The 23475-nt window shown below is 66.9% G+C and carries 25 protein-coding genes; 18 read left to right on the top strand and 7 right to left on the bottom strand.

Going from position 1 to position 23475, the window contains the following annotated elements; genetic code table 11:
* Positions 1-15 precede the first annotated feature (15 nt).
* Positions 16-855 (top strand): pyrroline-5-carboxylate reductase, encoded by an 840-nt coding sequence (gene proC, locus EV379_RS15160; RefSeq protein ID WP_278044044.1) that lies wholly within the window; start codon positions 16-18, stop codon positions 853-855.
* Here proC and EV379_RS15155 read toward each other — a convergent pair.
* Complete coding sequence (locus tag EV379_RS15155; protein WP_055840761.1) at positions 852-1517, bottom strand: potassium channel family protein; 666 nt, start codon at positions 1515-1517, stop codon at positions 852-854. The genes proC and EV379_RS15155 overlap by 4 nt on opposite strands.
* Complete coding sequence (locus tag EV379_RS15150) at positions 1510-2952, bottom strand: TrkH family potassium uptake protein (RefSeq protein ID WP_130506870.1); 1443 nt, start codon at positions 2950-2952, stop codon at positions 1510-1512. Before EV379_RS15150 ends, EV379_RS15155 begins: the two co-directional genes overlap by 8 nt.
* Before the next feature lie 75 nt (positions 2953-3027).
* Here EV379_RS15150 and EV379_RS15145 point away from each other — a divergent pair, with 75 nt between their 5' ends.
* From EV379_RS15145 to EV379_RS15125, 5 genes are all read left to right on the top strand, one after another.
* The gene (locus EV379_RS15145) at positions 3028-3474 is read left to right on the top strand and encodes an ArsR/SmtB family transcription factor (RefSeq protein ID WP_055840756.1); all 447 of its coding nucleotides are present in this window, start codon (positions 3028-3030) and stop codon (positions 3472-3474) included.
* A 290-nt stretch (positions 3475-3764) separates the two neighbouring features.
* Positions 3765-3959, top strand: a complete 195-nt coding sequence (locus EV379_RS15140; RefSeq protein WP_055840752.1) for a helix-turn-helix domain-containing protein — start codon at positions 3765-3767, stop codon at positions 3957-3959.
* Positions 3960-4049: 90 nt separating this feature from the next.
* A complete protein-coding gene (locus tag EV379_RS15135; RefSeq protein WP_003792170.1) occupies positions 4050-4148 on the top strand; it encodes a 30S ribosomal protein bS22 in 99 nt (32 codons plus the stop codon).
* 348 nt (positions 4149-4496) lie between these two features.
* Complete coding sequence (locus tag EV379_RS15130; protein WP_130506869.1) at positions 4497-4763, top strand: glutaredoxin family protein; 267 nt, start codon at positions 4497-4499, stop codon at positions 4761-4763.
* On the top strand, positions 4760-5071 hold the full coding sequence (locus EV379_RS15125; RefSeq protein ID WP_130506868.1) for a Dabb family protein: 312 nt from the start codon (positions 4760-4762) through the stop codon (positions 5069-5071). The genes EV379_RS15130 and EV379_RS15125 overlap by 4 nt, the downstream gene beginning before the upstream one ends.
* Before the next feature lie 75 nt (positions 5072-5146).
* Here the strand turns inward: EV379_RS15125 and EV379_RS15120 are convergent, their stop codons facing one another.
* Both EV379_RS15120 and EV379_RS15115 read right to left on the bottom strand, forming a co-directional pair.
* Positions 5147-5536, bottom strand: a complete 390-nt coding sequence (locus EV379_RS15120; protein WP_130506867.1) for an SHOCT domain-containing protein — start codon at positions 5534-5536, stop codon at positions 5147-5149.
* Between the two features lie 126 nt (positions 5537-5662).
* Positions 5663-6058 carry an SHOCT domain-containing protein gene (locus EV379_RS15115; RefSeq protein ID WP_130506866.1) on the bottom strand — a complete coding sequence of 132 codons (396 nt, stop codon included), beginning with the start codon at positions 6056-6058 and terminating at the stop codon, positions 5663-5665.
* 259 nt (positions 6059-6317) lie between these two features.
* Between EV379_RS15115 and EV379_RS15110 the strand changes: the two genes are divergently transcribed.
* A complete protein-coding gene (locus EV379_RS15110; protein ID WP_130506865.1) occupies positions 6318-8861 on the top strand; it encodes a helix-turn-helix transcriptional regulator in 2544 nt (847 codons plus the stop codon).
* A gap of 124 nt (positions 8862-8985) precedes the next feature.
* Positions 8986-9186 (top strand): hypothetical protein, encoded by a 201-nt coding sequence (locus EV379_RS15105; RefSeq protein WP_130506864.1) that lies wholly within the window; start codon positions 8986-8988, stop codon positions 9184-9186.
* Positions 9187-9246: 60 nt separating this feature from the next.
* On the opposite strand, the gene EV379_RS15100 is transcribed toward EV379_RS15105, so the two are convergent.
* Positions 9247-9564, bottom strand: a complete 318-nt coding sequence (locus EV379_RS15100) for an SHOCT domain-containing protein (RefSeq protein ID WP_130506863.1) — start codon at positions 9562-9564, stop codon at positions 9247-9249.
* 10 nt (positions 9565-9574) lie between these two features.
* Positions 9575-10009, bottom strand: a complete 435-nt coding sequence (locus tag EV379_RS15095) for a DUF6325 family protein (protein WP_130506862.1) — start codon at positions 10007-10009, stop codon at positions 9575-9577.
* Between the two features lie 218 nt (positions 10010-10227).
* Between EV379_RS15095 and EV379_RS15090 the strand changes: the two genes are divergently transcribed.
* From EV379_RS15090 to EV379_RS15050, 9 genes are all read left to right on the top strand, one after another.
* Positions 10228-12573, top strand: a complete 2346-nt coding sequence (locus tag EV379_RS15090; RefSeq protein WP_130506861.1) for an arylsulfatase — start codon at positions 10228-10230, stop codon at positions 12571-12573.
* A 63-nt stretch (positions 12574-12636) separates the two neighbouring features.
* Positions 12637-13584 (top strand): HAD family hydrolase, encoded by a 948-nt coding sequence (locus EV379_RS15085; protein WP_130506860.1) that lies wholly within the window; start codon positions 12637-12639, stop codon positions 13582-13584.
* A 20-nt stretch (positions 13585-13604) separates the two neighbouring features.
* On the top strand, positions 13605-15248 hold the full coding sequence (locus tag EV379_RS15080) for a SulP family inorganic anion transporter (protein WP_130506859.1): 1644 nt from the start codon (positions 13605-13607) through the stop codon (positions 15246-15248).
* A 4-nt stretch (positions 15249-15252) separates the two neighbouring features.
* Positions 15253-16083, top strand: a complete 831-nt coding sequence (locus EV379_RS15075; protein ID WP_130506858.1) for a mechanosensitive ion channel family protein — start codon at positions 15253-15255, stop codon at positions 16081-16083.
* Between the two features lie 121 nt (positions 16084-16204).
* Entirely contained in the window at positions 16205-17860 is a 1656-nt protein-coding gene (locus EV379_RS15070; protein ID WP_130506857.1) for a SulP family inorganic anion transporter, read from the top strand.
* Positions 17857-19167, top strand: a complete 1311-nt coding sequence (locus tag EV379_RS15065; protein WP_130506856.1) for an ion channel protein — start codon at positions 17857-17859, stop codon at positions 19165-19167. The genes EV379_RS15070 and EV379_RS15065 overlap by 4 nt, the downstream gene beginning before the upstream one ends.
* Positions 19154-19975: a trimeric intracellular cation channel family protein gene (locus EV379_RS15060; protein ID WP_242616400.1), complete on the top strand. Its 822-nt coding sequence runs from the start codon at positions 19154-19156 to the stop codon at positions 19973-19975. Before EV379_RS15065 ends, EV379_RS15060 begins: the two co-directional genes overlap by 14 nt.
* Before the next feature lie 34 nt (positions 19976-20009).
* On the top strand, positions 20010-20681 hold the full coding sequence (locus EV379_RS15055) for a GAP family protein (protein ID WP_130506854.1): 672 nt from the start codon (positions 20010-20012) through the stop codon (positions 20679-20681).
* Complete coding sequence (locus EV379_RS15050; protein WP_130506853.1) at positions 20682-21734, top strand: AI-2E family transporter; 1053 nt, start codon at positions 20682-20684, stop codon at positions 21732-21734.
* Positions 21735-22104: 370 nt separating this feature from the next.
* Here EV379_RS15050 and EV379_RS15045 read toward each other — a convergent pair whose 3' ends face one another.
* Positions 22105-23091 (bottom strand): formylglycine-generating enzyme family protein, encoded by a 987-nt coding sequence (locus tag EV379_RS15045; protein ID WP_130507519.1) that lies wholly within the window; start codon positions 23089-23091, stop codon positions 22105-22107.
* Between the two features lie 97 nt (positions 23092-23188).
* Between EV379_RS15045 and EV379_RS15040 the strand changes: the two genes are divergently transcribed.
* On the top strand, positions 23189-23428 hold the full coding sequence (locus EV379_RS15040) for a heavy-metal-associated domain-containing protein (RefSeq protein WP_130506852.1): 240 nt from the start codon (positions 23189-23191) through the stop codon (positions 23426-23428).
* Positions 23429-23475: the final 47 nt, after the last annotated feature.

The following is a 23475-nucleotide window of genomic DNA, read 5'->3' as shown; positions in this document are numbered from 1 at the left end:
TCCTAGGATGGTGGCGTGACTACAACACACCTGCCCACAATCGCGTTTCTCGGTGCCGGATCGATGGCCGGGGCCGTCCTCGCGGGGCTGCTGAAGCCCGAAGTCGTCGTCGATGGCGGCATCCGCACCACCAACCGCAGCGCCGCGAAGGCGGCCGAACTCGCCGCGCTGGACGGCGTCACGGCCTTCGCGACCGAGAACGACCCAGAGGCGAACCGCGCAGCCGTGCGTGGCGCTGCGATCGTCGTCGTGGCCGTCAAGCCGGCCATGGTGCCCGATCTGCTCACCGAGATCGCGGATGCGCTGGAACCGGGCACGCTCGTCGTCAGCGTGGCGGCCGGCGTCACGATCGCGACCTTTGAGTCGCTGCTGCCGCAGGGCGTCGCGGTGATCCGCTCGATGCCGAACACGCCGGCCGTCGTCGGCCGTGCCGTCACCGGCCTCTCCGCCGGCAGTCGGTCAAGCGCGGAACAGCTGGCGCTCGCCGTCGCGCTCTTTGAGACCGTCGGCTCCGTGCTCGTGATTCCCGAGGAGCAGATCGACGCCCTCAGCACGATCTCCGGGTCCGGGCCCGCCTACGTTTTCTACCTGATCGAGCAGCTCACGGCCACGGCGGTCGCGAAGGGCTTCACGCCGGAGCAGGCCGCGCTGATGGTCAACGACACCTTCCTCGGCGCCAGCGAGTTGCTCGCGGCATCCGGCGAAAACCCGGCTGAGCTGCGCCGCCGGGTCACCAGCCCGAAGGGCACGACGGAGCGCGCAATTGCCGTGCTGGAGGGTGCAGGCCTCACCGCGCTCTTCGACGAGGCGACGGATGCCGCTCTCGCCCGTGCCCGCGAGCTCGCCGCCGGCTAGAGCGCGGCGAAGCGCTCGAGGTCGCCCTCGGTGCCTGAAGCGATGATGAGGTCGTGGTTGGAGACCACGGTGTCTGCCGTCGCGTAGGTGAACGGGCGCCCGGGGCTCTTCACGCCGACGACGGTGATGCGGTGCTTGGTGCGCACACCGGAATCGGTCAGCGACATGCCGCGGATCGGCTTCGGCGGGTACATCTTCACGAGCGCGAAGTCGTCGTCGAACTCGATGAAGTCGAGCATGCGGCCGCTCACCAGGTGCGCGGTGCGCTCGCCGGCCTCGGCCTCGGGGTAGATGACGTGGTTGGCGCCGATGCGCTCGAGGATCTTGCCGTGCGACTGAGAGATGGCCTTGGCCCAGATCTGTGGGATGCCGAGGTCGACGAGGTTCGCCGTGATCAGCACGCTGGCCTCAACAGAGGAGCCGACGGCGCAGACGGCGACGGAGAAGTCCTGGGCACCGATCTGGCGCAGTGCGTCGATGGAGCGGGCGTCGGCCTGGACGGCGTGCGTGACCCGCTCCGCCCACTTCTGCACGAGGGCGGCGCTGTCGTCGACGACGAGCACCTCGCGACCGAGCCGGTCGAGCTGGCCGGCGGTTGCGGCACCGAAGCGACCGAGTCCGATGACGAGCACCGGGGCGTCGTGCTTATTGCGATCAACCAACGATGGGCCTCTCTTCAGGGCGTTTGAACAGCTGGCGGCGCACGCTGGAAGCCAGCGCTGCCGCGAGTGTCACTGTACCAATGCGGCCCATGAACATGGTCAGGGCCATGACGTAGACGCCCTCCGGCGGCAGCTCGGCGGTGAGCCCCGTCGAGAGTCCACAGGTTGCGAAGGCGGAGATCACGTCGAAGAGCACGAAGTCGAACGGCGCCTTGGTGATCTGCAGGATCGCGATGCTCGACACGGCGACGATCGTCGCGCCCCAGAGCACGACGCTGACGGCCAGGCGGAGGATGTCGCGGGGGATGCGCCGGCCGAAGGCCTCCATCGACTCGTTGCCGCGGGCCTCGGCGAATGCGGCGAGGAACAGCACGGCGAGGGTCGTCACCTTGATGCCGCCTGCGGTGGAGGCCGAGCCGCCGCCGATGAACATGAGCATGCCGCTGACGAGCAGGCTGGAGCCGTGCAGATCGGCGATGTTGATCGTCGAGAAGCCGCCGGATCTCGTCATCGCCGAGAGGAAGAATGCCTGGAAGATCGTGTCGACCGCGTTGTCGTGGCCGAAGGTCTTGGGGTTGTCGAACTCGAGCAGGATGTAGAGCGCGGCACCGGCCACGAGCAGCAGGCCGAAGGTGACCAGGGTCAGCTTCACGTGCACCGACCAGCGGCGGGGCTTGCGCCAGCCGCGCGCGATCGCGTAGATCACGGGGAAGCCGATGGCTCCGAGGATGACGCCGAACATGAGGGCGCTGAGGAAGACGAAGTCGTCTGCCCAGGGCGTGAGCCCCTCCGGGTTGGGGTTGAAGCCCGTGTTCGTGAACGCCATTGCCGCGTAGTACAGGCTGTGCCAGGCCGCCTCGCCGACCGGCACCTGGACGGCGAGCATGCGGGGGAAGAGCACGAGCGCAACGATGGCCTCGATGGCCAGGGCGCTCACCGCGACCGTCGCCAACAGGTTGCCGACCTCGCCGAGGCGAACGGTCTGGCCCTCGTTGACCGGTCCGACGTGCAGGCGGCTGGGGTTCGTGTCGCTGGCGGCCATCAGCTTGGCGCGCAGGCCGAGCCGGCGGCTGATGACCATGCCGAGGATCGACGCGAGCGTGAGCACGCCGATTCCACCGATGTTCACACCGATGAAGACGAGGACGTCGCCGAAATCCGACCAGTGCGTTGCCATGTTGACGGTCGAGAGCCCGGTGACGCAGATCACTGAGACAGCGGTGAAAAGCGCGTCTGGCAGCGGGGTGACCTTGCCGTCCGCCGCGGCGATCGGCAGCGAGAACAGCAGCGTGAAGAGCAGCACGAGCGCCGTGAAGATGAAGATCGCAAAACGGGACGGCGAATGCCCGGCGAAGGAAGACAGCCCGTCGCGAATGCGCCCTGGAATCGAGCGCAACGTGAGCGGGGCGTACTGTCGGCGCACCGCAGTCCCCATTGAAATCCCTCCAGCAGACACGCTCTGTGTCGAATGGTCATGGTACTCCCCACGGGGAGTGACTACCCTTGAGCCATGGCGGACATCTTTGACGTGGTAGCAGACCCAACCCGACGCGACATTCTTGGCATCCTGTTGGAGAAGCACAACACCAGCGCAGATGCCGCAGGGGAGATCAGTGTTTCGGAGATTGTCGCCGAACTCGGGCTGAGCCAGCCCACCGTCTCCAAGCACCTCAAGGTGCTGCGCGAAGCCGGGCTGGTCGCCGTGCGCGAGGAAGGGCAGCACCGCTACTACCACCTCGACCACTCGCCACTCGAGGCCATCGAAGACTGGCTGATCCCGTTCCTGAGCGTCGACTTCGACGCCGTGGTGCGCGAGGGCGACTTTGCGGATGCCGGCCTCAAAGACGAGCAGCGGGCGTTCGCGACCGCGCTCGGCAAGGCCTTCGCCGACACATCCGTCAAGGTCAGCGCCGCCGTCAAGGACGTCGCGCCCAAGAAGTGGCGTCGGTACGAGTAGTCGCCTGCGTTGCTCGACGAGCAGTCGTTGGTTGAGTTTGTCGAAACCGGGCGAGCAATAGTTGGTTGAGCTTGTCGAAACCGGGCCAAACCGAGCGAGCAGCGGTCACTGTCCTCAGATTGCCTGAGATTTGGGCTGCCGCCTTTCGCATGCTTCGCATGCGCTAGACAACCCGGGGGTTGGGGCCTATAGTTTCGTCACGCGCACGCGTCACTCGAGTCACACCCGTCACACGAGCACAGTGCGCGAGGGCTCACCCGGGAGCCCGCCTGGGGGACGAACGAGGAATCATGGCCCGTGATCTTTCCGATGTGCGCTTTCTGACCGTTGCGGAAGTTGCGGCGATGATGCGCGTCTCGAAGATGACCGTTTACCGCCTGGTTCACGCGGGAGAACTGCCAGCGATCCGCTTCGGGCGCTCGTTTCGTGTGCCCGAATCCGCTGTCGAAGACGTCGTGAAACACCATGTCGCAGACAGTGCGTGAACAAGCGGTGAGAGAACGCCGCCGAATCCGGTAGACTGGGCACTTCGTGTCGGCTGCATTCGCAGTCATCCAAAATCTTGTGAGGTTTGTGTGGGTTCTGTAATTAAGAAGCGCCGCAAGCGTATGGCGAAGAAGAAGCACCGTAAGTTGCTTCGTAAGACTCGCCACCAGCGTCGCAACAAGAAGTAAGCCGGAGAACTCACCGCGTCACCGCGGTGAGTTCAACAGGCAGCGAGCGCTAGACCCCTGGGTCTAGCGCTTATTGCTGTTAAGCGCTCGCCGGGCCGCCCGGAACAGTGGGTATCCGGGTAGCTCGTCGAGGTTTCGGCTCAACCAGCGGAGTGTCCTGCCATGTCAGGGCTTCGGTCGCTGGCGCTCCCTCAAGCCGGCGTGGGAGGCGGGCGTTTCTTTTCACGGCGGCTGAGCGCGCGGCGCCGCGACGAAGGAGCAGCGACGCCCGCGAAGCCCTGAGCGAGTGGGCAGACACCGGCGCCGCGGGGTTCACCGGGCGCAGCCAGCGGCGCATAGGCTTGATCGGTGACCGCTCCCGTTCTGACCCTCATCGGCAAGCCCGGCTGCCACCTCTGCGACGACGCCAGAGACGTGGTGACCGCGGTTCTGGCCGAAATCGCCACGGCATCCGGCCCGGCCGTCGTGCTCGAAGAGAAGTCGATCCTCGACGATGCCGCGCTGCACGAGCGATTCGTCGAAGAGATCCCGGTCGTGCTGATCAACGGCGCGGTGCACAACTACTGGCGCATCGACCCGGTGCGCCTGAAGACGGCCATCTTGGAGGCACAATGACCATTCGCCACGTCGTAACGTGGAGGCTCGCCGAGAGCGACCCGACGCTGAAGGCCGCGCAGGCCGCCGAGATCAAGGCTGGACTGGAGTCTCTCCGCGGCCAGATCGACGGCATGAGTGCGCTGGATGTCGGCATCAACACCATCGGCCCCGCCACGAACTGGGACGTCGTGCTGATCGCCGACTACGCCGACGAGGCCGCACTGGCGGCGTACCAGGTGCACCCGGCGCACGTCGCCGTCACCGGCATCATCCGCGGACTGGTGGCCGAGCGCAGCTGCGTCGACTTCGAGCTCCCCGCGCTCTAGGAACGCGACTCCAACACGAAGAACGCGCATGCTCCCGTGTGGGGGCATGCGCGTTCTTCGTTGCCGAAGCGGTGGTTAGGCGAGTGCCTTGGCCTTGAGCGACTCGAACTCGGCCGGCGTGATCGCGCCGGAGTCGAGCAGGGCCTTGGCCTTGTGGATCTCCTCAGCAGGGGTCGAGCTGGAAGCGACCTGCTTGATGTACTGCTCGCTCGCCTGCTGAGCGGCCTGGATGTCCTTGGCCTGGCGCTCGGCCATGCCCTTGCCGCGGGCGATCAGGTAGACCAGGGCGGTCAGGAACGGCACGAAGATCAAGAAGATGATCCAGAGCGCCTTCCACCAGCCGTTGAGCTTGTGGTCGCGGAACAGGTCACCGATGATCGCGAAGATCGCGAACAGGTAGGCGACGAACGCGAATACCCAGAACATAGCCCACAGTACGTTCCAGAAGTTTTCCCAGATGCTCATTTGTTTCCCCTCATGTGCTTATCGACGGCCCAGATGGGAAGTCGCTGTGAATACGCTAGCGCCGTTCTCCCAGCAAGCGGTAGTAGCTGGGCCGTTTCGGGCGCGGTGTTGCGCTGGAGCGGCCGCTTAGCCCTGGTGTGCCAGCGCCTTCGCCTTGAGCGCCTCGAACTCGCCGGGCGTGATGGCACCGGAGTCGAGCAGCGCCTTGGCCTTGCTGATCTCCTCGCTGGGGCTCGAGCCGGCCACGGTGCGAATGTACTGCTCGCCCGCTTGCTGAGCGGCGGCGGCATCCTTGACCTGGCGCTGGGCCATGCCCGTTCCACGCGCGATCAGGTACACCAGTGCCGTCAGGAACGGCACGAAGATGAGGAAGATGATCCACAGCGCCTTCCACCAGCCGTTGAGCTTGTGGTCGCGGAAGAGGTCAGCGACGATCGCGAACAGCACGAAGAGGTACGCGATGAACGCGAAGCTCCAGAAGAAGAACCAGATGAGGCTCCAAAAGTCGTCCCAGATGTTCATGTCGATCCAATCCTGTCGGCGAGGCCGACCGCAGAGACGCGTCGCAGAGTTGTGCGGGCGCGACTGCGGCGTGATGCCACAGCATTCCATTTGTATGGCTCACCGCCCCGGCTGTCGCCACCCGAACCGGGTGAGTTCGCGGATCTCGACCACGCGATCCCGGTGAATTGGGGGACAATTTCGGGCGCTATGGGTTGCGAATGGGGGACATTGCCCGGATTATTGGCACTGCTACACGGCATCATCGGGGGGAATTGCAGTGGGACTGTACGACGACACATTAGCCAAGCGTGATCTCGCGAGCGGCCTGATTCCGCCGCCCGCCGTCTGTTACGTTTCACGGCCGCGGCTGGATGTGGCGCTCGACGCGCTCATCGATGGCACCCGCTCAATCGTGTGTGTCTGGGGTGCCCCCGGGAGCGGCAAGACGACCCTGCTGGCCAGCTGGGCCCGCACGCTGAACGAGGCCGGCCACCGGACGAGCTGGCTCTCTGCCCGCGAGACTCCCCGAGCACCGATGAACATCCAGCCGCTGCTCGATCCGACCATCGCAGACGGAGACGACCTGGGCTTCGTCTTCATCGACGACGTCCATCTGCTCACTGCCAGTGAACGCCTCATCCTCTTTCGCGCACTGGAGTCGCTGCCTGCCCGCGCACGCGTTGTGATCTCTGGGCGGTACCAGCCGTTCGCCAGCCTCGCCTTCCTCGAGGCAACCGGGCTGCTGTGCGAGCTGCGAACTGCCGACTTGGCGTTCGACGAATGCGAGACCACCCGGCTCGCCGCGCGGCACGGCATCACATTGTCGGAGGGGGCGGTGCGCTCGGTCGCCGAACGCACCGCTGGCTGGATCACCGCTCTCGCTCTGGCCATGCCGTGGATTCGGGGCAGCAGCGACCCGGAGCAGGCCATTGCTCAGTTCGGGGCCAACCATCGAGCAGTCGCCGACTACCTGGTGACGGAGGTGCTGCTCGGAATGGACGATGGCGACCGGGCGGTGCTGATGGCCGCCGCCGTGCGTGAGTGCATTCCGTTGGAGCTGCTGAGCGTGCTGAGCGGTCGAGCGGATGCCGGGGAGGTCATGCTCGCGCTGGCACGACGCAATGCCCTCATCACCGAGGATGGCGGCGACTTTCGAATCCACCCCGTCCTGCTGGGATTCATGCAGGCCGAGGCACGTCGGCACAACCTGGAGCTCGCGCAGCGCCACCACGCCATGGCTGCAGCCTGGTACGTGGCCCACCACGACGGGCCCGCCGCATTCGAACAGGCTCTGGCCTCCGCTGACCCCGACACGACGTCGGCGGTCCTCGACCAGTTCGGGCTCGAACTTGCGCTCTCCGGCACGGACGCGTTCAGCCGAGCCGAGTGGAGGACCTGCCAGCCGACGGAATCCCTTGCGATGCTCGTCATTCAGCTGCTGATGCGGGCCCCGTACTCCGCCGACTCGCGGCAGTCTCGGCACCTTGTGGCCCGTGCGAATCAGCAGGCAGGCGCAGACGGTGTTTCGCAGGACTGGACGCTGGCGCTCCTTGCCGTCAACTGCTTCAGCTCCGCGCCTGACGGCGTCGTGCGGGAGCGCCTGCGCAGTCTCGCGACTCCGTCGGCACGTCTGCTGCGCGAGCAATCGCTCGCGCTCGACCTCCTCGCAGCGACGGCAGAGGGCTGGTGCCAGGATCGCCTCGGCAATCCAGCTGGCGCAGCCCTGCTCTATCGTCAGGTCGCGGATGCGGCGCACAGCATGGGATACAGCTGGCTGTACCTGCTCGTCACCGACCTCGCGGTCGCCAGCCTCGCGGCCTGCAACGAGTGGACGCAGGCATTCGCGCTGGAGGATCAGCTGGCGCAGAGCGCGCAGGCGGTGATGTTCTCGCAGAACAGCCGCGCGGTGGCGGGAGCCACCGTGTTGTTGGAGGGCCGTCGGTACCAGCGCTGTGAGCCGCTGGACATCGAGCTACTCGACGGTGTGATCGCGGCCGATCCGCTCGGGGCCGACTTCGGACTTCTGGTTCCGGCGCGCCTGCTGCGCGAATTGCCTGCGCTCGACAGCGGGGTCCAGCTGCGCGCGGTTGCCGATCGCGTCGAGCGCATCAGCCGGGAATCCGGTCACCGTTTTCCTCGGCTCTTGGGCGCGGCCTGCGTTCGGCTGGCCAGCGCGCGGCTGACGCTGGACGGTCGGGAGATGGCCAGGGACGTCGTCGATTTCACGCAATCCGTGCTCGGCGGCGACTCACTCGAGGTGATGACGGCCCGCTACGTGTTGAGCCCGCCGACCCAGAGCGGGGAGTCGGTCGAGCGACGTCTCGAAGACGCGCTGCATGGCCAGGCGAAGGCGTGGCATTCCGGTGCGGCGATCGCGGCGTGGATTGTGCTGGCGCAGACGGCGCAGAACACCGGACGTGAGGCCGAGGCCGATGCCCGAGTCATGCGCGCTGTGCGCCTGGCGGAGCATTTCCAGGCCCCGCGGCCGTTCCTCGCACGCAATGGTGAGGGGGTGGCGCTGGTGGAAGCACGGCTCGGTCGGTTCGGGTCGCTCGAGAGGATGGCCGAGCACATCGTGAACTGCGGGACCGCGGCACTGCCGGTCGGAGTCGACGAGTTGCGCCTCATCGAATCGTTGACGAGCCGGGAACGATCTATTCTGCGTGAGCTGCCCGTGCACCAGAGCGTGGCCGAGATCGCCCGCAAGCAGACGCTCAGCGTGAACACCGTCAAGACGCATCTGCGAAACATCTACCTGAAGCTCTCCGTGTCGGGGCGGAGCGAGGCGGTCCGGGTCGCCCAGGAGCGCGAGCTGCTGTAGCGAACCTCGGGGACGCCAGCACGGATGGGCGCCGGCCGCCCGCAGTTCACCCTGCACAGGTGAGGCGGAATCCGCTCGCACGGGCGAGCATGAGTGGGTGCCGTGTGGACGGCGGGAGGTGAACGTGAAGCGCTACGAGATCCGGGTTCCCTACGCGCTGTCGGAGACCCTGGCAGCCGCATTCCCCGAGATGGATGCCGTGCAGATTGGGCCGTCAACGACCATGCTCATCGGCGTGCTGCGCGACCAAAGCGAGCTGCACGGGCTGCTCGCACGCATCGCCGAACTGGGGCTGGACATCACCGAGGTACGCCAGAACGACTGAACGGCGGTGGGTCATGCCGAAGCATGGCCCACCGCCGTCAGTGTGCGGATGCCGAGGTGCTCAGACTCCGAGCAGCTGCTGTTTTGCCGCTGAGAACTCCGCGTCGGTCAGTGCGCCGGAGCTGTGCAGCTCTGCGAGTTCCTTGATCTTGTCGGTGAGCCCAGAGCCGGGGCTCTGCACTGCGGGCTGCTGGGCGGCGACCGGAGCAGCTTGTGGCACGTACTGCTGCTCGTAGGCGGCGGCTTCCTGCTGCTCTTCGGCCTTACGCATCTGGTGGCCACGGATGGCCCCGGCGGTGGCGGTGGCGGTGCCGGCGACGACGGCTGTGCGGGCGGCGAGACCCAGCAGGCCGGGGCGCCCGAATCGACGAATCAGCATGTGTCTTCTCCTAGCCCAGGGTCTTCTGGAGTGCGATGGCGGACTCGGCGATGACCGAGGCCGGAATGCGGTCTTGCGAGAGCACGACAGCGTCGGCCGTCGCGATGGCCGACATGAGATTCCGGGCCCAGCTCAGCTCGACGGCGGCGACGAGTGCAGAGCTTCCCGGAGGCAGGCTCTCCGCGATCACGGTGATGTCCTCCTCTGCCACCAGGCCGACGAGCGCGAGTTCGAGTTCGCGGAGGGGGTCCGAGTCGTGCTCCTCGAGCTCGACGACCGCAACGCTGCCGTCCTCGCCGCGCGAGACGACGATGAGGTCGAGCAGCGAGACCGTCTCTTCCGCCGCGAGGGCGAGAATCGCGTCGATCACCGGGGCGGGTGGCGCTTCGGTTGTGAACCCGACGGTGAGGAGTTCGACCGGACCGTAGTCCTGTGTGGTGGTCATGGTGTCCTTTCACTTGACCGGCGCCGTCACGGCGCCATCGCTCCCGGCATGTGCGTCGCGGGCGGTGCTCCAGAGGCTAGTGAACGGGGCGGATGCGGTGATCCTCCATTTCGGGTGAATCCCGTCCATGCCTCTGGTGCCGGGCGCAAAGCCCCCTTAGCGTGTGAGACATTCACCATCGTCGGCGTTCTGCGTGCCGACGTAGACAGGAGATGATCGTGGCCAAAGAATTCAAGGGAAACATAGAACTCGATGTGCGGGACTCGACCGCAGACTGGGATGCGTTCCTGCCCGAGAAGGCACCGGCCGGCGCGCCGAACGTGCTCGTCGTGCTCTATGACGACACCGGCCAGGCCTCCTGGTCGCCATACGGCGGCCGCATCAACATGCCGACGATGGACAAGCTCGCCGCCGGCGGCCTCACCTACTCCCAGTGGCACACCACGGCACTCTGTTCGCCAACGCGGTCGACGTTCCTGACCGGTCGCAACCACCACTCCAACGGCTTCGCGACGATCTCCGAATCGTCGACCGGTTTCCCCGGCTACAACTCGCACATCCCGCCGGAGAACGCCACGATGGCGAACATTCTGCGCGACGCAGGCTGGTCGACCTACTGGGTCGGCAAGAACCACAACGTTCCCATCGACGAGTGGACGGCAGGCGCCTCGAAGAAGAACTGGCCGCTTGGCCAGGGTTACGACCGCTTCTACGGCTTCATCGGTGGAGAGACGAACAACTGGTACCCGTCGCTCGCCGAGGACAACCACTACATCGACCAGCCCTACCTGCCGGAAGACGGCTACCACCTGTCGAAGGACCTCGCCGACCAGGCGCTCAAGATGATCCGTGACTCCAAGCAGACGGAGCCGGACAAGCCCTGGTACATGTGGTTCTGCCCCGGAGCCAACCACGCCCCGCACCACGCGCCGGAAGAGTACATCGCGAAGTACAAGGGCATGTTCGACGATGGCTACGAGGCGTACCGCGACTGGGTTGTTCCCCGCATGATCGAGCGTGGGCTGCTGCCGGCAGACACCGTCTACAACGACATCAACCCGATGCCGGATGGCACGTTCAGTCAGACCGACGAGGTGCGCCCGTGGGCCGACCTCAACGACGAAGAGAAGGCCATGTTCTCGCGCATGGCCGAGGTGTTCGCCGGTTTCTCGGAGTACACCGACGCCCAGGTCGGCCGCATCGTCGACTACCTCGAAGAGTCAGGTCAGCTCGAGAACACGATCGTGATCTACTGCGCGGACAACGGCTCGTCGGGCGAAGGCAGCCCGAACGGCTCGGTCAACGAGGGCAAGATCTTCGGTGGCTACCCCGACGACGAGGCGCAGAACCTCACCATGGTCGACAAGCTCGGCAGCCCGGACACCTACAACCACTACCCGACCGGGTGGGCGATGGCCTTTTCAGCTCCGTACAGAATGTTCAAGCGCTACACCTACCAGGGTGGCGTGTGCGACCCGATGGTCATCCACTGGCCGGCAGGGATCAAGGCCAAGGGGGAGGTGCGCAACCAGTACCACCACTCCACCGACATCGTCGCGACGATCCTCGACGTCTGCGGAGTCGAGATGCCCAGCAGCTACAACGGCGTTGAACAGAGCCCCCTCGACGGCGTCTCGATGCGCTACTCCTTCGACGCCCCGGCAGACGGACCCACAGACAAGGAAACCCAGTACTACGAGATGCTGGGCAGCCGGGCGATCTGGCACAAGGGCTGGAAGGCGGTGGCCGAGCACGGCCCGGTCAGCGGCATGAGTGGGTTCGAGAACGATGTCTGGCAGCTGTTCCACACGGATGTCGACCGCTCAGAGGCGCATGACCTCGCGGCGCAGTTCCCCGAGAAGCTCGAGGAGCTCAAAGCCCTCTGGCTGAGCGAGGCGAAGGCCAACAAGGTGTTGCCGCTGAATGACCTGCAGATCATCGGCAACCCGAAGGACTTCGAGACGTTCGTGAACATGGAGTTCAAGGTTCCGGTTCCACCGAGCGGGCAATACACGTACTACCCCGGCACGACCGAGATCCCGGAGCGCTCCGCGGCGAACGTGCATGGGGTCTCGTACAAGATCCTCGCCGAGGTCGACCTGACGCCCGACTCGGAGGGCGTCATCTTCGCCCACGGCTCGCGCTTCGGCGGCCATGCGCTGTTCATCAAGGACGGGGAGGTCACCTACGCGTACAACTTCCTCGGCATCCCGCCGGAGGACCGCATCTCGGCGCCGCTGAAGCTCACGGGCAAGCACGTGATCGGTGTGGAGTTCACCAAGGAGGGCATGGGGGAGTACCGCGAGGGTGTCGGCCCGCTCAAGCTCTACATCGACGACCAGCTCGTCGCCGAGCAGAAGATCCGCACCGTGCTCGGGCACTTCTCGCTCTGTGGCGAGGGGCTCTGCATCGGCTACGACAGCGGCGATGCCGTGTCGAGCGCTTACTCGGGGTCCCGATTCGAGTTCACCAACGGCACGATCGCGAAGGTGGTCTTCGACATCGGAGACGACCTCTACATCGATGTCGAGGCGCACCTGGCCGCGGCGTACGCCAGAGACTGATCACACCCGCGGGGTCCCGGCCGAGCGGTCGGGACCCCGCGGCATCCGAAGGGGAACAGGCAGATGGGAATCTCGCTGACATCGTGGGCGGACACGCCGACGCGCAGGCGCATCATTGACTTCGTCGAACGCGTGAGCGGTGACGGGCCTGGAGCGGTTCCCGCTGCCGAGCGCGTCGCGGTCTTCGACAACGACGGCACGCTGTGGACGGAGAAGCCGATGCCGACGCAGCTGCACTACATCGTGCAGCAGTGGGCTGCAGCGGCCGCCGCCGAGCCGGCGCTGGCTGATCGGCAGCCGTACGCGGCCGCGGTCAACGGCGACTTCGCCTGGTTGGGCTCAGCGGTCGACAAGCACTACGCCGGCGACGACAGCGATCTGAAGCTGATGATCGGCGCCATCCTCGGCTCGACGGCCGGCATGAACGTGCTCGACTACGAGAAATCCGTCGCCGAGTTCTACCGCAGTGCGAAGCACATGACCCTGGGAACGCCCTACCGTGACGCGGTCTTCCAGCCCATGGTCGAGCTGCTGCGCTACCTGGAGGCACACGGTTTCAGCTGCTACATCGTCTCCGGTGGTGACCGCGACTTCATGCGCCCCATCACGAGCGAGTACTACGGCATCCCGCCGGAGCGGGTCATCGGCTCCGCGGTGGGGTTGAGTTACGACGCAGACAGCTCCGAGGTTCGCTATGCGAGCACATTCGACTTCATGGATGACGGCCCGGTGAAGCCCGTGCGCATCTGGACCCGCATCGGCCGACGTCCGATCCTGGCCGCAGGCAACTCCAACGGTGACATCGAGATGTTGCGTTACACGCAGGGGAGCCAGGAATCGCTCGCCCTGCTGATCCACCATGACGACACGTCGGGACGCGGAGACGCGCCCTACGATTCCGGAGCTGAGCTCGCGCTCGCCGCGGCGGCGGAACACGACTTCACCATCGTCAGCGTGCGCGACGACTGGTCAAGCGTGTTCGTGCCGCAGGGCGCGGCGGACACCGCGTGACGGGCGCGGGGAGCCAGGCCGTGACCTCGGCGCCGGGACCGCGTCCGCCTGCGACGAAACGGCGGGAGTGGTTTGCGCCGACCCTGCGCGGCTACCGACGCGAGTGGATCGGACCGGACGTGATCGCGGGGCTCGCCGCCGGGGCCGTCGTCGTGCCGCAGGGCATGGCATACGCGACTATCGCCAGCCTGCCCGTGCAGATCGGCTTGTACAGCTGCATGGTGCCGATGCTCGTCTACGCGCTGCTCGGCGGATCCCGCGCGATGAGCGTCTCCACGACGTCGACGATCGCCACCCTCACCGCGACGACGCTCGTGAGCGCCGGGGTGGCCGTCGGCTCCGACGATGCGGTGCGCGATCTGACGACCCTCACACTGCTGGTCGGCGTCATCCTGCTGCTGGCCCGCCTGTTGCGGCTCGGCGCCATCGTCGAGAACATCAACAAGGCCACGATCCTTGGCATCCAGATCGGGGTGGGGGCGACCGTCGCCGTCGGGCAGTTGCCCACGCTGCTCGGTGTCGACAGCGACTTCACCGGGCACGGCTTCGTCCGTTCCATCAACGCGGTGATCGCGGCGCTGCCCTCGATGAACCTCCCGACGCTGCTGCTCTCGCTGGGCTCGATCGCTGTGTTGCTCGGGCTGAAGCGCTTCGCCCCGCGCATTCCCGGACCGCTCATCGTCGTGGCCGCAGGCATCCTGCTCATCGCCTTCGGCGGCCTGCGGGAGGCGGGGGTCTCGGTGATCCAGCCGGTGCCGCAAGGCCTTCCGATGCCGAGCCTCCCAGCACTCACCGACGTCGTCGATCTGATTCCCGGAGCGCTCGCGATCGCCGTGATGGCATTCCTCGAATCAGCGGCGGTGGCCCGCGGCATCCGCGCGGCAGGTGAGAAGCAGATCGACAGCAACCAGGAGCTGCTCGCCACCTCGGCCGCGAGCATCGCCGGCTCGTTCTTCTCGACCTTGCCTGCGGCCGGCGGCTTCTCGCAGAGCGCCGTGAACCTCTCCGCTGGGGCGCGCTCGCAGCTGTCGACGATGGTCACCGTGGCATTCGCCGTGCTCGTCGCCCTGTTCCTCGGACCCGTGCTGAGCCTGCTGCCAGAGGCGACGCTCGCGGCGATGGTGTTCGTCGCCGTGATCGGGCTCATCGATATCCCCGACCTGCTGCGGCTGCGGCGCGTCAACCGACCGGACTTCTGGACGGCCGTCGCGACCGCCGTCGTCGGCCTGACCGCCGGCCTGCTCGCGGCCGTCGCCGTCGGCGTCGCCCTGACGCTGCTGCTGATCCTCACCGAGCTGAGCAAAATCAGGGTGACCACGGGGGAGCGGCGCGGATCCGTGCTCGCCGTCATCGTCGGCGGCCCCCTGTACACCGCGAACGTGCTGGAGACCGAGCAGGCGGTTTTGGCTGCCGTCGCGGAATCCGGCGAGGATGCAGGCACGCTGAGCGCTGTCGTGATCGACCTCGGCCGCATGGCGACGACCTCCGTCACCGTGCTCGACGCGCTCGCCGACCTCGACCGCGAGCTGGCATCGCAGGGGGTGCAGTTGCGCATCGCCGCCGTCCCGGATGCCGCGCTCCTGATCGCCAGGCGCACGAGCTGGTTCAGCGGGCTGGAGGCCGATGGTCGGGTCTTCGACAGCATCGAGTCGGGGATGAGGTAGCCCGATGGATGGCAGCGCGCTGAGCGACTTCTTCGCCTCCGGTGACATCACTGGTTGGGATCTGCTGCTCGCGGCGCTCTTCGGAGTCGCCGGCTGGGTCGTGTCGATCTTCGTCAAGCGCGGCGTCACCGCGCTGCTCGCGCGCACACCCGGTGTGTCACCGGCCGTCGGACTGCTGATCGCCCGCATCGCCAAGTACATCGTGATCCTGCTCGGGGTCGGCATCGGGCTCAGCTTCCTCGGCGCCTCCGTGCAGCCGTTCATCGCGATCGCGATCATCGTCGGGGTCATCCTCGTGCTCGCGATGCGCGGTGTCGCAGACAACTTCGCCGCCGGGGTGATCCTGCAGTCGCGGCATCCGCTCAAACCGGGCGACGAGATCGACACGGGGGACTACGTCGGGACGGTGCTCGAACTCAACGGGCGCTCGGTTGTGCTGCGCACAGCCGACGGTCGCACCATTCACGTGCCGAACGGCCAGCTGCTGCAGGAGCCGCTCGTCAACCACTCACAGGCCGGGGCCAGGCGGAGCGAGGTCGAGGTGCGTGTCGAAGCCGGACGGCTGGATCCGGGCGCACTCGGCGAGCTGCTCACCGCGACCGTCGCCGGCGTCGATGGCGTGCACAGCAGGGAAGCTGCGCACACGCTCATCGTGGGGATCAGCCCGCAGCGGATCACGACGCGCGTGCAGTACTGGCACCATCCGCTGCACGGTGTCGCCGTTACCTCAGCGGTCGTGCTTGCGCTCGCGGCGGCGTGCGAGGAGAACACGCTGACGGCTTCGGTGACCTCGGCGGTGCCGAGTCCGCCGCTCACGACGGCAGAGCTGCCATGACGACGGTCGCTCTGCCGGTGAGGACTTCCCGGCGTTCCGCGCACCCCTGCTCGGGAGCGGTTGAGATGCGGCAGGCACGCGGTCTCCCCGCAACGGTCGTCGGACGACAGATGGAGGAATGATGCAGAAGCCGTTTGTGGGCCTGACCGCCAAGAACGCCCTCCGGGAGTCGATGGCCGGCGTCACCCTGTTGGCGATCGCGGTGCCGCTGAACATCGGATACGCCCAGATCGCCGGACTGCCACCGACGGCCGGCCTGTACGCACTGGTTCTGCCTGCGGTGTTGTACGCCCTTGTGGTCTCCTCGCGGCAGCTGATCGTCTCGCCCGATGCCGCGGCCGCGGCCCTCGTCGCCTCGTCCATCGGTGGCCTCGCCGTGGCCGGCAGTGCCGACTACCTGACTCTCGCCCTGGCCCAGGCGATCCTCTGCGGCTTGATGTTCTTCGCCGCGGCGTTCTTCAAGCTCGGGTTCCTGGCGAACTTCCTCTCGAAGCCGATCCTGATCGGCTTCGTCGGCGGCCTCGCACTCGACATCATGGTCAGTCAGATCGCGAAGATGCTCGGAGTGTCCATCAACTCGGGCGGGGAGTTCATCGAGAAGGCCACCGATCTGGTCACCGGTCTCGGCGGCATCAACTGGTGGTCAGCGCTGCTCGCAGCGCTCTCGATCGCCGTGCTCGTCACCGGCCAGCGGTTGCTTCGAGCTGTGCCGTGGGCGCTCATCGTGTTGATCCTGGGAACGATCGTGATGGTGACGACCGGGCTCGAGGATGCCGGTGTCGCGGTGCTCGGCCCGGTGGAGAGTGGCCCGCCGCGACTCACCTGGCCGGTGATCGAATGGAGCATGTGGCTTGCGTTGGTGCCGTCCGCGCTCGCGCTCACCCTTGTGACGACGGCGGAGGGCCTGCTGGTCTCCCGTTCCTACGGCGAGAAGAACGGGTACAAGACGAGCCCCAACCGGGACCTCTTCGCCTTCGGCCTCGGCAACATCGCGGCAGGAGCAAGCGGCAGCTTCGCGGTCGGTTCGTCGACATCGCGCACGGCCGCGATGGACCAGGCTGGCTCGCGCACGCAGCTGCCCACCGTGGTGATGGCGGCCGGAACCCTGTTGCTCCTCATCTTCGGAACGGCGCTGCTCGAAGACATCCCATCCCCCGTGATCGGGGCGATCGTCGCGGTGGCGATTGTCCCGCTGCTCGGATTCCGTGAACTGGCAGCGTTGTGGAAACTCGATCGATTCGAGTTCATCGTCGGCGTCGTCTGCTTCCTCGTCACCCTCCTGGTCGGCACCATCCCCGGCATTCTGGTTGCATTCGTCCTCGCTCTCATCAACCTGGCCAAGCGAGCAGCGAACCCGGCCATCGACATCCTTGCGGCGGACGGCGACCCCAGCGACTCACTGCTCAACGAGGCAACCATCGGCGAGGTGACCGTGCCGGGCGTGCTCGTGATCCGCATGGGGGCGCCGCTCTTCTTCGCCAACGGCAGCGTATTCAGCGACGCCGTCAAACGTGCCGTCAGGCAGGCGAGAGACACCACGCCCCCGACACACGTCGTCATCGACATGGAGGCGGTGACCGATGTCGATGTGACGGCCGCCGAGTCCTTCGTCGAGCTGCGCACGTGGTTGACGGGGCGCGGCATCACTCTGAGTTTCAGTCGGACGCGGCTCCCGTTGCTCAATCGGCTGACCCAACTCGATTTGATCGGGGATTCCACGGTGTTCGAGACGAACAGGGCGGCCATCGCCGCCCTCGGCGTGAAGGAGAAGGCATGACGACCGCCGAGGCACACGCTGCACCGCCGCTCAAGACGACCCTGCTGCTCGCGATCCCCGCGATCCTGATCGGCGCCGTCACCGCGATCGTGTTGATCGTGTTGAGCGGTGCGGCCGATTGGCTGCAAGGCCAGATCTGGCAGACGATCCCCGCGGCACTCGGATTGGACGACACGTCGACCTGGTGGACCTTCGGCGTGCTCACGCTCACCGGACTCGTCGTCGGCCTGATTGTCTGGCTCGTGCCAGGACACGCCGGCCCGGACCCGGCGACGACCGGGCTCGTCGCTGATCCGTTGCCCCTGCGGATGCTGCCTGGACTGGCCGCAGTGCTCGTGATCGGTCTCGCCGGCGGGGTGAGTCTCGGGCCGGAGAACCCGATCATCGCGATCAACTGTGCGCTCATGGTGGCCGCCGCGACCAGGTTCTGGCCATCAATGCCGATTCCACTGGCCGTGATGCTGAGCGCGGCCGGCACGATCGGCGCGCTCTTCGGAACCCCGGTCGGCGCGGCGCTCGTGTTCACCGGCATCGTCGGCATGACAGTCGGCGGCGGAACGCTGTGGGACAAACTCTTCCTCCCGCTCGTCTCCGCGGGCACGGGGTCGGTGGTGATGGCGATCTTCGGAGGACCGACCCTCTCGGTGACGGTGCCGGCGTTCGAGACCCCTCAGCTCATGGACCTCGTCAGCGGAACGGCCGTCGGTGTCGTCGCCGTGTTGCTCGGGCTCGTTGGTGTCTACCTCTTCCCCGTGCTGCACCGAGTGTTCCACGTCGTGGCCAACCCCGTGATCCCGCTCACCGTTGCCGGCGCGTTGCTCGGCGTCCTCGGTGTCATCGGCGGACCGGACACCCTGTTCAAGGGGCTCACCCAGATGCAGGATCTGGTCGCCAGCGCCGACGGCATGAGCGCGTGGCAACTGGTGGCGATCACGCTGATCAAACTCGCCGCCCTCCTGATCGCCGCGACCGCTGGATTCCGGGGAGGGCGGATCTTCCCTGCCGTGTTCCTCGGTGTCGCACTCGGACTCGCTGCCAGCACACTCTTCGACGGCATTCAGCCGAGCCTGGCAATCTCGGCCGGCGTACTCGGCTTTGTGCTCGTCGTCGCCAGGGACGGTTGGCTCGCGCTGTTCATGGCCGTCGTCACCGTCGCTGACATCGCGGTGCTCCCGCTGTTGTGCATCATCATCCTTCCGCTCTGGCTGCTGGTCACTCGCCAACCGCCGATGCTGATCACCGCGAAACAGGCCGCCCAGCCCGCCTCGCAACCGAACGATGTGGGGTCCGACCGTGCTGCCGTTTGATCCGTCACTGCCGTTCGGAACCTGGTCGTTCGTCGGCGACCAGACCCTCTTCGACCTCATCGCGGCGAGCACGAATGCACTGAACGGCGCACTTCTCGCCCGCCGCCCTGACCACTTCCGCAACTTCACCTTCGTCGGAATCCTGCTGATGGCGTTGATGGGCGGGATCGGGGGCGGTGTGGCTCGCGACGTGATTCTCCAGGAGCCGCCCGCTGCCTTCATGAACCCCGCCTACATCGCGCTCTGCATCGTGGCCGGGGTCATCGGCTACTACCTCGCCTACGACAAAGGGCAGCTGTTCCGGGAGGGTCTCTTCCAGTTCATGACCAGCATGTCGCTGCCGTGGTACGCGATCGTCGGAACGCAGAAGGCGATCGAGCAGGGCTACCCCATCTTCGGGGCGCTCGCGATTGCGGTCATCGGTGCCACGACCGGCCGCTTCCTGATCGACGTCTCGAGCGGGGTTCCCCCCAAACAGTTCGTGCGCGGTGAGTGGTTTGTCGCAACAGCCATCGTTGCCGGCCTCGTCTGGATTGTGATGGATGCGGCGGGCGTCGAATCGTGGGTGGCGACGCTCATCGCCTTCGCCGTTGCGTTCACGCTGCGCGTCATCGCGCTCTACCGCGGCTGGGAAGAGCCGCTCGCCTCTGAGCCACGGGGCGTGAAGATCCACGCCGACCGACGACCGCTCCTGGGCAGGAAGCTCCACGGCAAGTCGCAAGAGGAGCTCAGGCTGATCGGGCTCGCGCCCGACACCGTACCGGGCCGTGGCCCTGACGCGGGCGCTGCGCCAGGGCAGGGTCGTTGAGAAGATCACCTAAACACGAAAACGAGGAGTAAACATGGGTCAGGTCATCGGAGACATCCTGCCACTCGCACTGGGCATCGCGATCAGCCCGATCCCGATCATCGCTGCGATCCTGATGCTGCTGTCACCGAAGGCGCGCGGAACGAGCGTCGGATTCCTGATCGGCTGGGTGCTCGGCATCGTCGTCGCGATCAGCGTGTTCACCGCCCTCTCCAGCGTGCTGCCGGAGAAGGACCCAGACGCCTCGCAGCCGATCGCCGGCTGGATCAAGATCGCCCTCGGCGTGCTCCTGCTGCTGATGGCGATCAAGCAGTGGCGCAGCCGGCCGGCGACCGGTGAGGCTGCGGTGCTGCCGAAATGGATGTCGGCCATCGACACGATGACGGCCGGGCGAGGGATGATCCTCGGCTTCCTGCTCTCGGCCGTGAACCCGAAGAACCTGCTCATGGCGGCCGGTGCCGGTGTGATCGTCGGCGATTCCGATCTGAACGGCGGCGAGACGGTTCTTGCGGTGGTGATCTTCGTGCTGATCGCTGCGGCATCCGTCGCGATTCCGGTGATCGCCTACCTGCTCGCCTCGTCGAAGATGGCAGCCCCGCTCGAAAGTCTGCGAGTCTGGTTGGTGCACAACAACGCCACGGTGATGGCAGTGTTGTTGCTTGTGATCGGTGTGGTCATGATTGGCAAGGGGATCGGAAACTTCTGAATGGCCGCTACTGGCACTGACACCGGCACCGTCGGGCTCGCGCCCGGCACGCGCATGCTCATAACGATCGCGGCGGCCGTCGTCGCACTCGTCGGTGTCTGGCTGGCCAAAGACGTGCTCGCGCCCGTCGCGGTTGCCGCCGTCGTCGTGATCATCGCCCACCCGGTGCGGCGCCCGCTCGAACGCCGCGGCTGGCCGGCGTGGGCGGCGACCACGGTCGTGATCGCCGTGAGCTTCGCCATTCTGGCTGCGCTCGGCGCGCTGCTCGTCGTGGCATCCGCCCAATTCATCACGATGCTGCCCGACTACGCCGACGAGTTCGCCGGCGTCGTCGATCAACTCGTCGCGGCCCTCGGCTCGCTGGGATTCCACCCGGAGACGGCCGCAGGCGCATTCTCCTGGCTGACGCCGGATGTGCTGATCGGCGCCGCCTACTCGGTGGCGGATTCGGTGCTCGGCCTCGCGGCGGCGTTCTTCTTCGTGCTCGCCTACGTGATCTTCATGGCTGCGGATGCCGCAGCGCTCGGTCGCCGCGGGCAGGCGTTCGCACCGCGCCCCGCCGTCATCGCCACCCGCTACTTCAGCGGTGTGCGCCGCTATTACGTCGTCAACGCGAGCTTCGGCCTGCTCGTGGCCGTGATCGACGGGCTCATCCTGTGGGGCCTCGGCATCCCGGTCCCGATCGTCTGGGCTGTGCTGGCGTTCGTGACGAACTTCATCCCCAACATTGGCTTCGTGATCGGCGTGATCCCGCCGGCGATCTTCGCCCTGGTGATCGGCGGTTGGCCGCTGGCCCTGCTCGTGATCGCCGCGTACAGCATCGTGAACGTGGTGCTGCAAGTGATGGTGCAGCCCAAGTTCGTCAGCGACGCCGTCGGCCTGAGCATGACGCTCACCTTCTTCAGCGTGCTGTTCTGGACCCTGGTGATCGGCCCCATCGGCGCGATCCTCTGCATCCCGCTGACGCTGCTCGTGCGTGCGCTGCTGCTGGAGCCGGACAAGCGGGCCACGAATCTGCGCGCGCTCAGCGGGGACACCGCGCCCGCGTCGTAGTGCGCCGCCCCGCCGATCCGCACGGCGCTCCGCCTGGCGCTCCGCCTGGCGCTCCGCCTGGCGCTCCGCCCGGACACTTCGGACGACGCTCCGCACAGCCGCTCTGGTCGGCTCTCCGCACGGGCGCACCGGACGGCCGTTCGCACGCTGGCTTGAGTGAGCGGCGCCGCGACGAAGGAGCAGCGACGCACGCGAAGCCCTGAGCGGATCAGCGAACACTGTCGCTCCGACAGCTGCGCCCTCGAGCCAGCTTGGGTTGCGGCCGACCAGAGGGTTGCTCCTGGTGGCCACTGCATCGGTCACGGTTCTCGAGGTTTCCTTGGGTGGGGCTGCCGCCTTTCGCGATGCTTCGCGTCGCGCTCCGCGTTTTTCAGCGCGCGCACCTGAACCCGATGTGGGTGGTCGCCGTGTCCTCGGCCTGCGGGGAGCGGGCAGCGGGGCGGTAGCGCAGGCAGTACTCCGGCGCACAGAGGTGGGAGCCGCCCTTGAGCACGCGGCGCGGGATCGCGGAGCCGGGCTCTGTGGATGCCGCGGCCGCCGCCTGCTCGGCGGAGGCGCGGCCGGAGTCGCTCGGGCCACAGGTGCACGCGTCGCCGCAGCCGCCTGCGGCATCCGGGGCGGAAGCCGTGTCGGCACTCGGCGTAGCCAGCAGGTTCGGGCGCACGGCAGCAGGTACCACGTGTCTGGTCGAGTAGAAGTCGCTCGTCCACTCCCAGACGTTGCCGATGCAGTCGAGCAGTCCGTAGCCATTCGGCGCGAAGGTGCCGACGGGCGCGGTGCCGACCCAGCCGGCGGCGCCGGTGTTGCGGTAGGGGAATGAACCCTGCCAGGTGTCGGCCATGAGCACGCCGTCCGGCCGCAGCTCCTCGCCCCAGGCGTAGGTGGCGCCGTCAAGGCCGCCGCGGGCCGCGAACTCCCACTCGGCCTCGCTGGGCAGGCGCTTGCCCGCCCACGCCGCGTAGGCGTTGGCGTCTTCGAACGAGACCTGCACGACCGGGTGCTGCTCGCGCCCCTCGATCGAGGATCCGGCGCCGAAGGGGCGGCGCCAGCTGGCTCCCTCGCCCCACGCCCACCACTGTCGCCAGTCGCGCAGATCGACAGGGCCGGGCGTCGGGGTGAAGACGAGCCCGCCCGGCGAGTAGTCGCTGATGTCGGCGCCGGGGAAGTCGGCGGGATCAAGCGGGCGCTCGGCGACGGTCACGTAGCCGGTCGCCGCGACGAAGGCGGCGAACTGCTCGTTCGTCACCGGGTGCAGATCGAGCTCGAACGGCGCGACCGTTCGCTCGTGCACCGGGCCCTCTTCCGCATAGAAGTCGACGGAGCCCATGCGGAAGGTGCCGCCGGGAATGCTGATCATCTGACTCGGTTCGCTCACCCCTCGAGCCTAGGCGTCCGTGCCCTCATGGAGGAGCCGCTGCTTGCGAACCCATACCCCCTAGGGGTACTATCGAGGCATGACGAATTCCACCGCCCCAGCCCCCGCCAGCACGACCGAGCTTCAGGTGACCGGCATGACCTGCGGCCACTGCGTCGGCAGCGTCACGGCCGAGCTCAGCGCCATCGACGGTGTGACCGGCGTCGACGTCGCGCTCGTCAAGGGCGGCATCTCGACCGTCACCGTGCAGAGCGCGGCCCCGTTGGCTGCGGATGCCGTCGCCGCCGCGATCGACGAAGCCGGCTACGCGCTCGCCTAGTTCCGCATCCTCCGAATATCAGAATGGCCGGCATCCCAGGGGATGCC

It is taken from the genome of Microterricola gilva (genome assembly GCF_004217495.1).
Taxonomy (GTDB): Bacteria; Actinomycetota; Actinomycetes; order Actinomycetales; family Microbacteriaceae; genus Microterricola; species Microterricola gilva.
The sequence above is the reverse complement of the archived record's forward strand: the minus strand, read 5'-3'. Positions and strand labels throughout refer to the sequence as shown.